The following is a 14,785-nucleotide window of genomic DNA, read 5'->3' on the forward strand; positions in this document are numbered from 1 at the left end:
TCAGTCCTGACTCATCGACCCGATCTTGTGCACCGACAAGTCCGCACCGTAATACTCTTCTTCCTGGCTCAGACGCAGACCATGGAACGCCTTGATCAAGCCATACACCGCAAATCCACCGGCCAGCGCCACGATCACACCAAGCGCGGTGCCGATCAACTGGCTGATCAGACTCACGCCTCCCAGACCACCCAATGCGCTGTGGCCAAAGATGCCGCAGGCGATCCCGCCCCATACACCACACAAACCATGCAACGGCCAGACACCCAGCACATCATCGATATGCCATTTACCTTGGGCAGCGGTAAAGCACCAGACAAACAATGCGCCGGCAATGGCGCCAGTCACCAGCGCACCCACCGGATGCATCAGATCGGAACCGGCGCAGATCGCCACCAACCCGGCCAGCGGGCCGTTATGCAGAAAGCCCGGGTCATTGCGCCCGACGATCAGCGCCGCCACGGTGCCACCGACCATGGCCATCAGCGAATTCACCGCCACCAACCCGCTGACACCTTGCAGGGTCTGCGCACTCATGACGTTAAACCCGAACCAGCCGACGATCAGAATCCACGAACCCAACGCCAGAAACGGAATACTCGACGGCGCGAACGCCACCAATTTTCCATCGCGATAACGTCCTTGGCGTGGCCCGAGCAACAGCACCGCCGCCAGCGCCAGCCAGCCGCCCATGGCATGGACCACCACCGAGCCGGCGAAATCATGGAAGCTGGCGCCAAAGCGCTCCAGCAACCAGGCTTGCAGGCCATAGTTGCCGTTCCAGATCATGCCCTCGAAGAACGGATAGATGAACGCCACGATCAGCGCTGTCGCGCACAGCTGTGGAACGAACCGGGCGCGCTCGGCGATGCCTCCGGAAATGATCGCCGGGATCGCAGCAGCAAAGGTCAACAGGAAGAAAAACTTCACCAGCCCATAACCATGATCGGCATTGATCACTGCAGCCGGCTGCATGAAGGTGACCCCATAGGAAATCCAGTAGCCTATAAAGAAGTAGGCCAGGGTCGAAATGGCGAAGTCGCTGAGGATCTTCGACAAGGCGTTGACCTGGTTCTTTTGTCGAACCGTGCCGACTTCGAGAAAGGCAAAACCGGCGTGCATGGCCAGTACCATGACCGCGCCGATCAGAATGAACAGCGTATTGGAGCTATGGACCAGACTGTCCACAGCACTTTGCAGATTTTCCATGGAGTTGGCAGACCTTAAGGCTGAAAAAAGCACCAAAACAGTTCGCACAGACAATTCACGCACCAAGTTGCGACTTGCCAGGATCAGGAAACCGACCCCGATGAACCGCTTTGGCGCACAAGGTTCGTCGAGCAACTGACGACCGGAACGATTGCGCAGGTTTTAATTGTTTGAGTTAAGGTTTTCCTGAAATCATGCCCGGCAACAGCGCAACGGCGCTGGCAGACGCACCACGGCATAGCAAAAGTTGTACCAGTCATTTGTACTGAACCTTCACGCAAGGCTCATACTCGAACGCATCAGAAGCCACTTACGGAGATTCACCAATGGCCAGCATCAAGGCAAAGACTGCTCAAGAAATCCTGATGACCGATTTTCAGACACTGGTCAGCGACACCGAACGGTTGCTGGAACACACCGCAACATTGGCCGGTGATCAGGCCGATGAGTTGCGCGAGCAGATTCACGACAGTCTGCTGCGTGCCCGCGAAACCTTGAAACTGACCGAAGATTCCCTGCGTTTACGCGGCAAGGCAGCCGTCACCGCCACCGAAGACTATGTCCAGAGCAACCCGTGGCAATCAGTCGGGATCGCGGCTGGCGTGGGTTTCCTGATTGGCCTGCTGGCCACTCGGCGCTGATCATGGCGATCGGCGAATCCGGCTCGTCCGCGACGGGCCCAAGCTCCTCACCGCGGCGCCTGGGTGCCGCTTTCCTTGGACTGCTGCACAGCCATGTCGAACTGTTCGGCATCGAATTGCAGGAACAAAAAGCACGCACCGTAAGCCTCTTGCTGTTTGCCGGCCTGGCGCTGGTGTTTGCCTTGCTGTTGCTGGTGGGGTTGTCGACGCTGGTGTTGATCCTGTTTTGGGACACCTATCGCTTGCCCGCCATCATCGCGCTCTGTGTGTTCTACACCCTTGCCTGCGTCTTCTGCGGGATGCGCTTGAGAGCGGCGATTTTCGATGAGTCCTCACCCTTCCACGGCACTCTGGAAGAATTGGCCAACGATCGGGAGCGCCTGCTGCCATGAACCTGCCTGAACTGCCGCACAACAGCTCGCGCACGGAAATGCGCAAGGCGCTGATTCGCCTGCGCATGGAAATGCATCGCCAGGAAATCCGCCATGAATCCGCACAATTGCTGCAACCTTTGCAGCGCGTGCGCGGAATGTCGCAAAACCTGCAGGATGGTTTCGGCATCAAGCACGCCCCGCTCTGGGGCGTGGCAGCCGTGACCTTGTTGGGCTTTCTGACTGGCAAAGGCGCCAAGAGCGGCGGCGTCAGCAGCCTGACTCGACTGCTCCGCCTGGGCACTACCCTGGGACCATTGATCAAACTGGTCATGCAAGGCTCTTCGCGCAAACACTGATCAGCCGCTATCTGGCGGCATTCTTGCAACACCACCGGGATCGAACCTCTCTATCGAGGGGTTCAATCCTGCATGCCTACCCGGTATTCAGGATTAATCCAAGAACAAGACCTTACTAAGGAGGCCTCGTGATCGACGGGCAACCGCTCGCCTGTTTTCAGCCATTCATCGATACCGCCACCGGCCGTATCGCAGGCGTCGAGGCACTGGGTCGACTGCGTCAGGCCGACGGTCAACTGGCCTCGGTGGGACCGCTGTTCGCCGACCCGCGAATGCCCGCCATCGCCCTGCGCCATCTGGACCGTCAGATCCGCGATAACGCCCTCAGCCGTCTGCATGAAGCGCCTTCGGATTGGTTTCTGAGCCTGAACATATCTCCGCGCTGGATCAACCGCCTGCGGCCGAACCAGCCGTTGCCGAGCCTCAAGCAACTGAGCAGGCACAACGTCGACGCGCAGCGAATCGTCTTCGAGATCACCGAACTGGGTGGCGATATTCAGCGCCTGGCCGAAGTGGTAGCGCGTTACCGGCTAGCAGGCGCGCGGATCGCCATCGATGATTTCGGCGCCGGTTACTCTCAGCTCGATCGCGTACTGGCGCTGCAACCGGACATACTCAAGCTCGACATGCGACTGTTCCAGGCCGCTGCGTTGGGTGGGCCGAGCAGCGACGTGGTCAAGGCGCTGGCGCAAATGGCGGAGAAAACCGGTTGCTGGATCATTGCCGAAGGAGTGGAAACCGACGCTCAACTCAATTTTGCCCTGGAGTGCGGTTCGCGTTATGTGCAGGGTTTTCTGTTCGCCCGGGCGCAAGAAGACTTTTTTGCCACCCACGCCTTTGTCGAGCGCTTCGCGCAACTGCGTGAGCGTTACGTTCAACAGAAACTGGCTGAACGCAGTCGCCTGATGATCATGCGCCAGCAACTCAGCGAGCTGATGTCGATTCTGCAAGCCTGGGCCCAGGCCGGCGCCCCGCTCAGCACATTGCCCCAACTGGATGCGTTTCCCTGGTTGTTGCGCTTCTACCAATGCGACCGCCACGGCACGCAGCTGACGCCTAACCTTGAGTGGCGCAATAACGGCTGGGAGTCTGACAATCGCTATCTGGGCCACAACTGGTCATGGCGGCCCTACTTCTATCACCTGCTGGCAGAGGGCTGGGATGAGCGCCGACTGACGCTCTCCAATACTTACCGCGATGCCACCAGCAACCAATACTGTCTCACTGCCGGGCAGTTTTTCGACAACGGTGAGCGACTGCTGCTCATCGATATCGACGCCGCCGGACTGTAGTTCCCCTTGCAGGCTCGGGCGCGAACCCGGAAGCTTAAGCGATCAGTCACCTGACGGAGAGAACCAGCCTTGGATTGGCAAACCCTGCTTACTCGCGAACGCCTCGGAAAGCCTCTGCACAGCCCGGAAGAACTCGGCCGCAGTCCTTTCCACAAAGACCATGACCGGATCATTTTCTCGGGTGCGTTTCGCCGCCTCGGGCGCAAGACGCAGGTCCATCCGGTCACCAGCAACGATCACATCCACACGCGCCTGACCCACTCGCTGGAAGTCAGCTGCGTCGGCCGCTCGCTGGGTATGCGCGTCGGTGAAACGATCCGCAGCGCCCTGCCCGACTGGTGCGAACCGAGCGATCTGGGGATGGTGGTGCAATCCGCTTGCCTGGCCCATGACATCGGTAACCCGCCCTTTGGCCACTCGGGCGAAGACGCGATTCGTCACTGGTTCCAGCAAGCCGCCGGCCGTGGCTGGCTCGATGCAATGAGCGAAGTCGAACGCAATGACTTCCTCAATTTCGAAGGCAACGCCCAAGGTTTCCGCGTGCTTACCCAGCTGGAATATCACCAGTTCGATGGCGGCACCCGGCTGACCTACGCCACCCTGGGTACTTATCTGAAATACCCGTGGACGGCAAAACACGCAGATTCCCTGGGCTACAAGAAGCACAAGTTCGGTTGCTATCAGAGCGAACTGCCGTTGCTGGAACAGATCGCCCACAAGCTCGGCCTGCCGCAACTGGAAGAACAGCGCTGGGCACGTCATCCTCTGGTGTACCTGATGGAGGCCGCCGATGACATCTGCTACGCGCTGATCGATCTCGAAGACGGCCTGGAGATGGAGTTGCTGGAGTACGCCGAAGTCGAATCGCTGTTGCTGGATTTGGTGGGCGATGATCTTCCCGAAACCTATCGTCAGCTCGGCCCACAGGATTCGCGTCGACGCAAACTGGCAATCCTGCGAGGCAAAGCCATCGAGCACCTGACCAACGCCGCAGCCCGTGCCTTTGTCGAGCAACAGGATGCGTTGCTGGCCGGGACGCTACCGGGTGATCTGGTGGAGCACATGCATGGCCCGGCCAAGCGATGCGTGCTGAATGCCAAGGACATGGCGCGCAAGAAGATCTTCCAGGACAAGCGCAAGACGCTGCACGAAATCGGCGCCTACACCACACTGGAAATCCTCCTCAACGCTTTCTGCGGCGCAGCACTGGAACAGCACGACGGTCGTACGCCGTCCTTCAAGAGCCGCCGAATCCTCGACCTGCTGGGCAACAATGCGCCTGATCCTCACGGCCCGCTGCATGCCTCGTTTCTGCGGATGATTGACTTCATTGCCGGCATGACCGACAGCTATGCGAGCGACATGGCGCTGGAGATGACGGGGCGTTCGAGCCATTGATCGGACCCACGTGAGCAACCATTGCGCCACTTGCAATGGTTGATCAGCGCCTCAGGAGCCAAGTGCGTTCAACGTTCGCCGAATCTCCCTACAACCTGTGCAGAGCTAACTGATCGATTGTTCCGTATTCTCGCGAAATAATTCCGCTTCCCTCTGTCAGACAGATGAAGCATGAAAACTCCTATGTTCAAAGACGATCTGCGCATCTTGCTGGTGGAAGATCATCCCTTTCAACTCAGGGCAACTCAATGCCTTCTTGAGAGTTACGGCTTCACCCAACTGACCACCACCGACAGTGCCGCCGGCGCCTTGCAACAAATGCTCCGGGCTGTACAACCGTTCGATATTCTGTTGTGCGATCAATGTCTACCCGACCTTTCCGGGCTTGATCTGGTTGAATTCGCCAGTCACCGGGGACTGATCAAACGGGCAATACTCCTAAGTAGCCTGACAGCGGCCGAGCTGGATGGACTTGAAAGAATGGCCAACGAACATGGGCTGCCCTTGCTGGGCTGTTTGATCAAACCGCTGAAACAATCAGAATTTAGAAACTTATTGACCTTGGCATCATTATAAAACCCATGCCACCCGCACTAAAAAACCAGCCAAAACACAACTTGAAACTTACAAATAAAAACCTCCGATATTGCGACTAACTATCAACAATCCTCATCGTTCCTTATAGAAAACCTAGTTGGTACGTAGTCCTATTCTTCTTCGGTTGTAGGATTATTCCTATATTGCTGCTACAGGTCGGTCAGTTCATGCGTTCCCTTAACTATCTGAGCTAAGGTGCCCGCTTTATTTGAGCTAGCATGGGATTTGATTATGAACTCCGTTTTTATTGTCGACGATCACCCCGTCATCCGCCTTGCCGTTCGAATGTTGCTTGAACACGAAGGTTACAAGGTCGTCGGTGAAACTGATAATGGGGTCGACGCCATGCAGATGGTTCGCGAATGCATGCCCGACCTGGTCATTCTCGACATCAGCATTCCCAAACTGGATGGGCTGGAAGTTCTCGCCCGTTTCAACGCAATGAGTACCCCGCTGAAGACACTGGTATTGACTGCACAATGCCCGACTCTTTTTGGTATTCGCTGTATGCAATCAGGTGCATCGGGATATGTGTGCAAACAGGAGGATTTGAGTGAACTGGTCAGCGCCATAAAAGCGGTATTGTCAGGTTACAACTATTTCCCAAGCCAGGCCTTGAATCCTGTTCGTGGCGATGATGCGCGTTGCGCCGACCTGGAGTTATTCAAATCCGTCAATGACCGGGAACTAATGGTATTGCAACTCTTTGCCCAAGGCCGCACCAACAAGGAAATTGCCAAAGGTATGTTTCTTAGCAACAAGACTGTCAGCACCTATAAAAAGCGACTCATGCAGAAGCTCAAAGCCAAATCGCTGGTTGAGCTCATCGAGATGGCAAAACGTAATGCGTTAGTGTGAGAGGCCGGATGCCCAGTCGTATAAAGGTATATCTGATATCGATGGTCGCAGGTTTATGCCTGATCACGTCGGTGCTCGCTGCGCAGCCCACTGGCGAGTACACCCTGCTCAGTCGTGCAACGGCCGGACACCAGGAAGTCCAACTGGATAAATCACAACGACAATGGGTCAAGAATAAACGGGAACTGATCCTTGGCACGTCAACCCCGGACTACCCCCCCTTTGACCTGACCACAAGCGGCCGCGACTATGAGGGTTTCACCGCCGACTACGCGGGCATCCTCAGCAACACCATTGGTTTGCCAATCAAGGTCCAGCGCTTCGAGTCCCGGGGGGCGGCGATCGAGGCGCTCGAAAACGGCGAGATTGACCTGCTCGGCACCGCCAACGGATTCGAGGCCCGCAATACCGACATCGTGCTTTCCACGCCCTACGCGGTTGATCAACCGGTTCTGGTGACACGTGAAGGGGAAACCAGATCCCTGGCCGAGGGTCTTGCGGGTCTGCGGCTGAGCATGGTGTATCACTATTTGCCGCTGGAGGAAGTCAGGGCCCTGTATCCAAAGGCGATCATCACGTCTTATCCGTCCTACCAGAATGCGATCAACGCGGTGGCCTTCGACCAGGCTGACGTTTTTCTGGGTGACACCATTTCCACCCATTACATGATCAACCAGGGGTACCTGAACAACATTCGCATGGCCAACTTCGGTAAACACGAAGCCCACGGTTTCAGTTTTGCCGTGCATAAGAACAACCCGCAACTGCTCGGGATCATCAATGCGACGCTTGGGGTCATCCCCACCAGCAAGCGAGAAAGCATCGCCAAACGCTGGAGTGCCGGCAGCGACATTCTGCTGACTGATCAAAAACTGCAGCTCAGTAACAGTGAAGAACGCTGGCTGACGCAACATCCGGTGGTACGCGTGGTGGTCAATGAAGCCTTTGCGCCGCTGACGTTTTTCGACAGCGAGGGCAATTTTCGTGGCGTGACCGCCGATCTGCTCGAACTGATCAGATTGCGCACAGGCCTGCGTTTCGACATCCGTCGAAGCCGCAGCGACGCCGAGATGATCGAACAGATTGCAAATAATCAGGCCGACCTGATCGCCGCCCTGCTCCCCACCGCCCAACGTGAAACAACGCTGGATTTCACCCGTCCCTATCTGGAGAACTCCTTTGTTCTGCTGACTCGCGAAACCGCCGACAGCCCGACGAGCCTCGCGAAGTTGCAAGACAAGCGCCTGACGATCGCCAAAGGCAATCCACTGGTTGATTACCTGCGCAGCGAGTTCCCGCGGATCGAGCTGATTGAAACCCCGGACACATTCAGCGCCGTGGAGTTGCTCGCCGAGGGCAAGGTGCAAGGCGCAGTCAGTTCACTGGTAATCGCCAACTATTTCATTTCATCGCAGCTCTTCGAACATAAATTGCAGATCAGCACCACCATCGGTACCGAGCAGGCTGCGTTCTCCCTGGCGACCGGTCGAGATGCCAAGGAACTGAACGCCATCCTCGACAAGGCACTGCTGACCATCGCGCCGGAGGAACTGGGCATCATCAACAGCCGCTGGCGCGGTTACTCAGCGTCCTCGCAAGGTACCTGGCGCAACTTTCACCGGCTGTTCTATCAGGTCGTTATCGTTGCTGGTGTGCTGCTAGTGATATCCGTTGCCTGGAACGCTTACATGCGTCGCCAGATCAATCAGCGTCAGGCGGCCGAGCGCGCGTTGAACGATCAACTCGAATTCATGCGATCGCTGCTCAATGGCACGCCCCATCCGATTTATGTGCGCGATCGTCAGGGGCTGCTGCAAAGCTGCAATGACAGCTACCTGGAAGCCTTCTGCGCAAAACGTGAAGACGTCATCGGCAAAAGCGTCATGCAGGGCAACATGAGCAATGCCTTCGAAGCCCGGGAGTACCAGGCCGACTACCAGCGTGTCGTGGCCGAGGGCATACCGCTGATTCTCGACCGTGCGCTGCATATCGGAGGCCGCCGGTTGACGATCTACCACTGGATCCTTCCCTACCGTGATTCGAGCGGTGAAGTGCAAGGCATCATCGGCGGCTGGATCGATATCAGCGAACGGCGGCAACTGTTCGATGATCTGCGCTGCGCGAAAGAGCGCGCCGATGAAGCCAACCGGGCCAAAAGCACTTTTCTCGCCACCATGAGTCACGAGATCCGCACCCCGATGAATGCGGTCATCGGCATGCTTGAGTTGACGCTAAAGCGTATCGACCAGAACCACCCGGATCTTCCGGCTATTGATGTGGCGTATAGCTCGGCGAAGGACCTTTTGGAATTGATCGGCGACATTCTCGACATTGCCCGGATCGAATCCGGGCGCCTGAGTCTGAGCCCGGAACGCGTCAATCCGGGTGAGACCGTGGCGTCGGTGGTGCGAATTTTCGATGGCCTGGCTCGTCAGAAAAATCTCTCGCTGCTGCTGGAGTTTCACCCTGCCAATCCGGTGACCGATGTCCTGTTGGACCCGATGCGTTTCAAGCAGGTGCTGTCCAACCTGATCAGCAATGCCATCAAATTTACAGAGCAGGGCCAGGTCAGGATCACCGTCGACCTGCATCCGGCCGCCGAGCCCGAACAGGTCCAGATGCTGCTGCGCGTTCAGGACAGCGGCATAGGGATCAACGAACAGGATCAGCAGCGGTTGTTCGAACCTTTCGCCCAGGCCGACAACTCAGGGCAATCAGGCAGAGGCGGCGCCGGGCTTGGTTTGGTGATCAGCCGCAGTTTGTGCGAGATGATGGGCGGCAGCCTGCAATTGAGCAGTCAGCCGGGTGTCGGCACTCAAGTCGTGGTTTCGTTGCACCTGGCAACACTGCCAATCGAGCAGTTACCGCACACGGTTGAAGCACAACTTCACACCAGCGCTGCCCCCTTGAACGTTCTGGTGGTCGATGATCACCCGGCCAATCGCTTGCTCATGTGCCAGCAACTGGAGTTTCTAGGGCATCGATTCAGCGTCGCAGCCCATGGTCAGGCGGGATTCGAGGCGTGGAAAGCCGAGCCGTTCGACCTGGTGATTGCCGATTGCAACATGCCCATCATGAATGGCTACGAACTGGTTCGCGCCATTCGCCGACATGAACAACAAACCCACCGCCCGCCCTGCACTGTGCTGGGTTTTACCGCCAACGCTCAACCGGAAGAAATACAGCGCTGCAAACAGGCCGGGATGAACGACTGCCTGTTCAAACCCCTTACCCTGACAGCGTTGAGTCAGTGGGTTGAAGGCCTCAAACCGACCACTCGCGATCCGGCTTTCAGTCTGGCAGGGCTGCATTTGTTGACGGGGGGCAACCCGGTATTGGATCAGCGTTTGCTGACCGAGCTTCTGAACAGCAACCGGCTGGACCGAGAGGAGTTGTTGGCATTGACCCACTCCAAAGACCCGCAGTCATTTCTCGACGTCGCCCACAAAATCAAGGGTGCCGCCCGAATCGTCCAGGCGACCCGGTTGATCGACAGCTGCGAGGCACTCGAAAAGGCCTGTCACGATATATTCCACCATGACGAGGTGACCGACTGCAGCAGGGCCATGGAGAACGCCATGCTCGAACTGGAGCAAGCGTTGCAGCACCAGATCGCAAAAAACGACAAAAGCAGAATGACAGAGCCTTAACTATGCTTGGTCGCTGAGCAGTGTGTTAACCATCATGGAGAGACCTGCAATGCCCAGCCCACTGCGCACGCATCAACGCCGGTTTCCCCTGCACGTCCATATCAGCGTGATGTTCACCTTCCTGCTGTTGCTGACCGGGGTGGTGCTGGGCATTTTCAACTATCGGCAAACCACGCAGATCATTCTTTCCAGCAGCGAAAAGCTCTTCAACCGTATCGAGCAGGACGTGCGCCTGGACCTGCACAACACCTATGAGCCGATTCGTCATTTGCTGAGCCTGCTGGCGGACAACCCGGCGGCCCAGGCACTTAACCTTGAGCAACGCCTGGCGTTGCTCAAACCCTTCAGCCAGTCGCTCAAGGACAACCCCGACCTGGCATCGCTGTACCTGGGTTACGGCAACGGTGACTTCTTCATGGTTCGTCCTCTGCGAACCCCTGACCTGAAAACGCTCCTCAAGGCCCCGGATAATGCGGCTTATCAGGTGTGGAGCATCGAGCGAAACAGCAGCACCGGCCAGCTCCATTCCCAAGCATTGTTCTTCGATCAAGACCTGGCCTTGATCAGCCTTCAGGAAAACCCCGACGAACCCTACGATCCACGCACCCGCGCCTGGTTTTCCAGCGCTCGTACCGACAGCGACCAGATCACCACAGAACCCTACATCTTCTTCTCCACTCATCACGTCGGCACCACCCTGGCCCGGCGCAGTGGCGAGAACGTCGTGATGGGTGCTGACCTGACCCTGGCCGAACTCTCCGCCACCCTGGCCAAACATGTCGTAACCCCCAGTACCGAAATCGTCCTGTTCGATGCCGATGGGAACGCCATCGCTTATCCCGACAGCAGCAAACTGATCATCGACGATCAGACGGCTCGCCTGATCAAGGCCGCCGACCTGAGCCCAAGCCTCGGCGCGCTGCTCAACCACCCTCCCGTAGGCAATCGGCTGGATGCCGCCGGTCGTCAATGGATCGTTGCCCGCAGCAGCATGCAGGAAGGCGGCCCTCGAGGGCTGCAACTGGCGCTGCTGGTGCCGGAAGATGAATTGCTCGTCGATGCCTATCGCATGCGCTGGCAAGGCGCGCTGATTACCCTGGCCACGCTGTTGTTGTGCCTGCCGCTGGGCTGGTTGATCTCCAGAATCCTGGTCAGACCGCTGCGCGCGCTGGTGCAGGAAGCCGATGCGGTGCGCAGTTTCGATTTCAATTTTCCTGTCTCCCGCCGCTCCCCGGTGCTCGAAGTTGATCAACTGAGCGTGTCGATGGCGCGCATGAAAGACACCCTGGCGAGTTTTTTCCACATCACCGACAGCCTGAGCGCCGAGACCCGCATCGCGCCCTTGCTGGAACGGGTGTTGTTTGAAACCGTGAAAATCGGCCAGGCTCAGGCCGGCCTGATCTACTTGCGCGAAAATGATGGCGATCGTGTGGAGCCGTGTGGACTGATCATCAACGGCACGTCTGAGCCACTGCCGTCATTCGACATTCGCGGGCACGAACTCCAGAATCCGCAAAGCCCTGCATGGCTACAGCAGTTGGCGAGTACCGACAATGTCGTCACCCAGCTCGGTTTCGAACAGGTCGGCGATTTGCAGAAGGTCTTGCTGGCGATGGAATGTCCCCGCGTTCATCTGATCGGTATTCGGCTGCACAATCGTCATAACGAAACGGTGGGCTTGCTGATCCTGCTGCTGGCCGATAGCGGCGATCAAAGCGATCTGGAAAAACTACGACCGGACCGCATCGCGTTTCTCCAGGCGGTCTCCGGCGCGGCCGCCGTGAGTATTGAAAGCCAGCGCCTGCAAGCCAAACAAAAACAATTGCTCGACGCTTTCATTCAACTGCTGGCCGGCGCGATTGATGCCAAAAGCCCTTACACCGGCGGTCACTGCCAACGGGTGCCAGCGTTGACCCTGATGCTCGCCCAGGCTGCCGCCGCCAGCCAGGAGCCGGCCTTCAGCGGTTATCAACCCACCGAAGATGAGTGGGAGGCGCTGCACATTGCTGCCTGGCTGCACGACTGCGGCAAGGTCACCACTCCGGAATATGTGGTCGATAAAGCCACCAAACTCGAAACCCTGAACGACCGGATACACGAAATTCGTACCCGTTTCGAAGTGCTCAAGCGCGATGCCTGGATCAGCTATTGGCAAGCCATCGCGCTGGGCGGAAATGAGCAGCACCTGGCCGAACTGCGCAACGCTACTCTGGCGGAGCTGGACGATGACTTCGCCTTCGTGGCCCGCTGCAACCTGGGTGGCGAGGCGATGGCCGAGACCGATGTGCAACGCCTGTGCAACCTGGCCCAGCGCACCTGGACTCGAACACTGGATGACCGGCTGGGCGTTTCCTGGGAAGAGAACCGGCGCCAAGCGCGCTCCCCGGCACCGACACTGCCGGTCAGCGAGCCATTGCTGGCGGACAAACCCGAGCATCTGTTCGAACGGCCCGAAGCCGAACTGATTCCGGAGGATAACCCCTGGGGGTTCAAGCTCGATGTGCCGCGTTACAAGTACAACCGGGGCGAGCTCTACAACCTGAGCATTGCCCGGGGAACCCTGACCCGTGAGGAACGCTACATCATCAACCACCACATGGTGCAGACAATCCTGATGCTCAGCCACCTGCCCTTCCCCGGCCACCTCAACAACGTTGCGGAGATCGCCGGCGGCCACCACGAAAAAATGGACGGCACCGGTTATCCCAAACAGTTGAAGCGTGAAGAAATGAGCCTGCCAGCGCGGATGATGGCGATTGCCGATATTTTCGAGGCGTTGACCGCCGCCGATCGCCCCTACAAGAAGGCCAAGTCCTTGAGCGAAGCGCTGGGGATCATGGCGACGATGTGCCGTGACGCCCACATCGATCCGGAGTTATTCGGACTGTTCATCAACGCGCAAATCTATCGGCAGTACGCCGATCGATTCCTCGAGCCACAACAGATCGACGCAGTGGACCCGGCGAGCCTGCTGGTCAAGGCAGGCTTGAGGGCCTGATCAGCAGTCGGTCAGGCGCAGGAAAATCGCGGCCAATTGCTCGATGCCAGCCTGATCTTCTGCGGTAAAGCGCCCCAGGCTCGGGCTGTCGAGATCCAGCACGCCGATCAGTCGACCATCCTTGACCAATGGCACCACCAGTTCGCTGTTCGATGCGCTGTCGCAAGCGATGTGCCCGGGGAAGGCGTGCACGTCCTCGACCAACTGGGTCTGCAAGGTGGCCGCAGCAGCCCCGCACACGCCCCGACCGAATGGAATCCGCACGCAGGCGATCTGCCCCTGAAACGGGCCAAGCACCAGTTCTTCGTTGCGATTGAGGTAGAAACCGGCCCAGTTCAGGTCATCGAGCTGGTTGAACAGAAAAGCCGAAAACTGCGCGGCGTTGGCGATGAAATCCCGCTCATCCGCCAGCAACGATTCCAGCTGCGCCCGCAGCATGCCGTAGCCTTCGAGGCCCTGGCCGCTCTTTTTTAAATCGATCATGCCTTGTGCTCCAACAACTTGAGCCCGACCCAATAGCGGGCAAATTGATACGCGCAACGTCCGTTGCGATTGCCCCGGCCAGTGGCCCAGCGCACCGCGAGGATGTCCAGCTCTTCGGTACGCTGCCACGCCAGGCCGGCCTTGTCGGCCAACTGACCGACCCAGTGCTCGACGACGTTGAGGAAGTGTTCCTGGGTAAACGGATAGAACGACAGCCACAGGCCGAAACGGTCCGACAGCGCGATCTTGTCTTCCACCGCCTCGCTGGGGTGGAGTTCGCCGTCGACCCGTTTCCAGTTTTCGTTATCACTTTCCTTTTCCGGCACCAAGTGGCGACGGTTGGACGTGGCATACAGCAAAACGTTATCCGGCGCCTGTTCGAGAGAGCCGTCGAGCACGCTTTTGAGCACGCGGTAATCGCCTTCGCCCGATTCGAACGACAGGTCATCGCAGAACAGCACGAAACGCTGAGGCAGCCTGGCGATCTGTTCGACAATACGCGGCAAGTCCGCCAGGTGATCGCGCTCGATCTCGATCAAGCGCAAACCGGCCGAGGCGTGTTCGGCCAGCAACGCGCGAACCAGCGATGATTTACCGGTGCCGCGCGAGCCCCAGAGCAGCGCGTGGTTGGCCGGCATGCCGTCGAGGAACTGTTGGGTATTGCGCCCCAGTTGCTCCACTTGGCGGTCGACACCGATCAGGTCGGTCAAACGCGTGTCGAGGCTGACTTGCAGCGGCAACAGAAAACCGCTGCGCCCTTCACGTTGCCAGCGCGCGGCAAGGCAGTGAGTCCAGTCGATGGTTTGCCGAGGTGCTGGCAGCAGCGGTTCGATACGGGCCAGAACGGCATCGGCGCGTTCAAGAAAAGCATTCAATCGGGAATCCACGTCTTCTCCTCAGGCTCGTTCACAGTAATGATGGCAATACAG

The 14,785-nt window shown here is 58.1% G+C and carries 12 protein-coding genes; 9 read left to right on the forward strand and 3 right to left on the reverse strand.

All coding sequences use genetic code 11. The features are described 5' to 3' along the window. Entirely contained in the window at positions 1-1,209 is a 1,209-nt protein-coding gene (locus FQ185_RS11380) for an ammonium transporter (RefSeq protein WP_149417525.1), read from the reverse strand. A gap of 326 nt (positions 1,210-1,535) precedes the next feature. On the opposite strand from FQ185_RS11380, the gene FQ185_RS11385 reads away from it, so the two are divergent. The 9 genes from FQ185_RS11385 to FQ185_RS11425 all read left to right on the forward strand — a co-directional run bounded on the left by FQ185_RS11385 (position 1,536) and on the right by FQ185_RS11425 (position 13,373). Then, a complete protein-coding gene (locus tag FQ185_RS11385; RefSeq protein ID WP_149417526.1) occupies positions 1,536-1,850 on the forward strand; it encodes a YqjD family protein in 315 nt (104 codons plus the stop codon). 2 nt (positions 1,851-1,852) lie between these two features. Next, entirely contained in the window at positions 1,853-2,242 is a 390-nt protein-coding gene (locus FQ185_RS11390) for a phage holin family protein (RefSeq protein WP_149417527.1), read from the forward strand. After that, a complete protein-coding gene (locus FQ185_RS11395; protein WP_149417528.1) occupies positions 2,239-2,580 on the forward strand; it encodes a hypothetical protein in 342 nt (113 codons plus the stop codon). Before FQ185_RS11390 ends, FQ185_RS11395 begins: the two co-directional genes overlap by 4 nt. 128 nt (positions 2,581-2,708) lie before the next feature. After that, a complete protein-coding gene (locus FQ185_RS11400) occupies positions 2,709-3,872 on the forward strand; it encodes an EAL domain-containing protein (protein WP_149417529.1) in 1,164 nt (387 codons plus the stop codon). A 69-nt stretch (positions 3,873-3,941) separates the two neighbouring features. Next, complete coding sequence (locus FQ185_RS11405; RefSeq protein WP_149417530.1) at positions 3,942-5,270, forward strand: deoxyguanosinetriphosphate triphosphohydrolase; 1,329 nt, start codon at positions 3,942-3,944, stop codon at positions 5,268-5,270. A 171-nt stretch (positions 5,271-5,441) separates the two neighbouring features. After that, complete coding sequence (locus tag FQ185_RS11410; protein ID WP_149417531.1) at positions 5,442-5,846, forward strand: response regulator; 405 nt, start codon at positions 5,442-5,444, stop codon at positions 5,844-5,846. Positions 5,847-6,098: 252 nt separating this feature from the next. Continuing rightward, positions 6,099-6,725: a response regulator transcription factor gene (locus FQ185_RS11415; protein WP_149417532.1), complete on the forward strand. Its 627-nt coding sequence runs from the start codon at positions 6,099-6,101 to the stop codon at positions 6,723-6,725. Between the two features lie 8 nt (positions 6,726-6,733). Next, complete coding sequence (locus tag FQ185_RS11420; RefSeq protein ID WP_149417533.1) at positions 6,734-10,375, forward strand: transporter substrate-binding domain-containing protein; 3,642 nt, start codon at positions 6,734-6,736, stop codon at positions 10,373-10,375. Positions 10,376-10,424: 49 nt separating this feature from the next. Then, the gene (locus FQ185_RS11425) at positions 10,425-13,373 is read left to right on the forward strand and encodes an HD domain-containing phosphohydrolase (protein WP_149417534.1); all 2,949 of its coding nucleotides are present in this window, start codon (positions 10,425-10,427) and stop codon (positions 13,371-13,373) included. Here the strand turns inward: FQ185_RS11425 and FQ185_RS11430 are convergent, their stop codons facing one another. After that, on the reverse strand, positions 13,374-13,856 hold the full coding sequence (locus tag FQ185_RS11430; RefSeq protein WP_149417535.1) for a GAF domain-containing protein: 483 nt from the start codon (positions 13,854-13,856) through the stop codon (positions 13,374-13,376). Further along, positions 13,853-14,743 (reverse strand): ATP-binding protein, encoded by an 891-nt coding sequence (locus FQ185_RS11435; protein WP_149417536.1) that lies wholly within the window; start codon positions 14,741-14,743, stop codon positions 13,853-13,855. The genes FQ185_RS11430 and FQ185_RS11435 overlap by 4 nt, the downstream gene beginning before the upstream one ends. Positions 14,744-14,785: the final 42 nt, after the last annotated feature.

It is taken from the genome of Pseudomonas sp. ANT_H12B (genome assembly GCF_008369325.1).
In the GTDB taxonomy this organism is placed as follows: Bacteria; Pseudomonadota; Gammaproteobacteria; order Pseudomonadales; family Pseudomonadaceae; genus Aquipseudomonas.

What these genes read in the sequence shown, in the direction of transcription:
- FQ185_RS11385 (WP_149417526.1), top strand. Translation starts at nt 1,536, where the DNA reads ATGGCCAGCATCAAGGCAAAGACTGCTCAAGAAATCCTGATGACCGAT.
- FQ185_RS11395 (WP_149417528.1), top strand. Translation starts at nt 2,239, where the DNA reads ATGAACCTGCCTGAACTGCCGCACAACAGCTCGCGCACGGAAATGCGC.
- FQ185_RS11420 (WP_149417533.1), top strand. Translation starts at nt 6,734, where the DNA reads ATGCCCAGTCGTATAAAGGTATATCTGATATCGATGGTCGCAGGTTTA.
- FQ185_RS11390 (WP_149417527.1), top strand. Translation starts at nt 1,853, where the DNA reads ATGGCGATCGGCGAATCCGGCTCGTCCGCGACGGGCCCAAGCTCCTCA.
- FQ185_RS11430 (WP_149417535.1), bottom strand. Translation starts at nt 13,856, where the DNA reads ATGATCGATTTAAAAAAGAGCGGCCAGGGCCTCGAAGGCTACGGCATG.
- FQ185_RS11380 (WP_149417525.1), bottom strand. Translation starts at nt 1,209, where the DNA reads ATGGAAAATCTGCAAAGTGCTGTGGACAGTCTGGTCCATAGCTCCAAT.
- FQ185_RS11415 (WP_149417532.1), top strand. Translation starts at nt 6,099, where the DNA reads ATGAACTCCGTTTTTATTGTCGACGATCACCCCGTCATCCGCCTTGCC.
- FQ185_RS11410 (WP_149417531.1), top strand. Translation starts at nt 5,442, where the DNA reads ATGAAAACTCCTATGTTCAAAGACGATCTGCGCATCTTGCTGGTGGAA.
- FQ185_RS11425 (WP_149417534.1), top strand. Translation starts at nt 10,425, where the DNA reads ATGCCCAGCCCACTGCGCACGCATCAACGCCGGTTTCCCCTGCACGTC.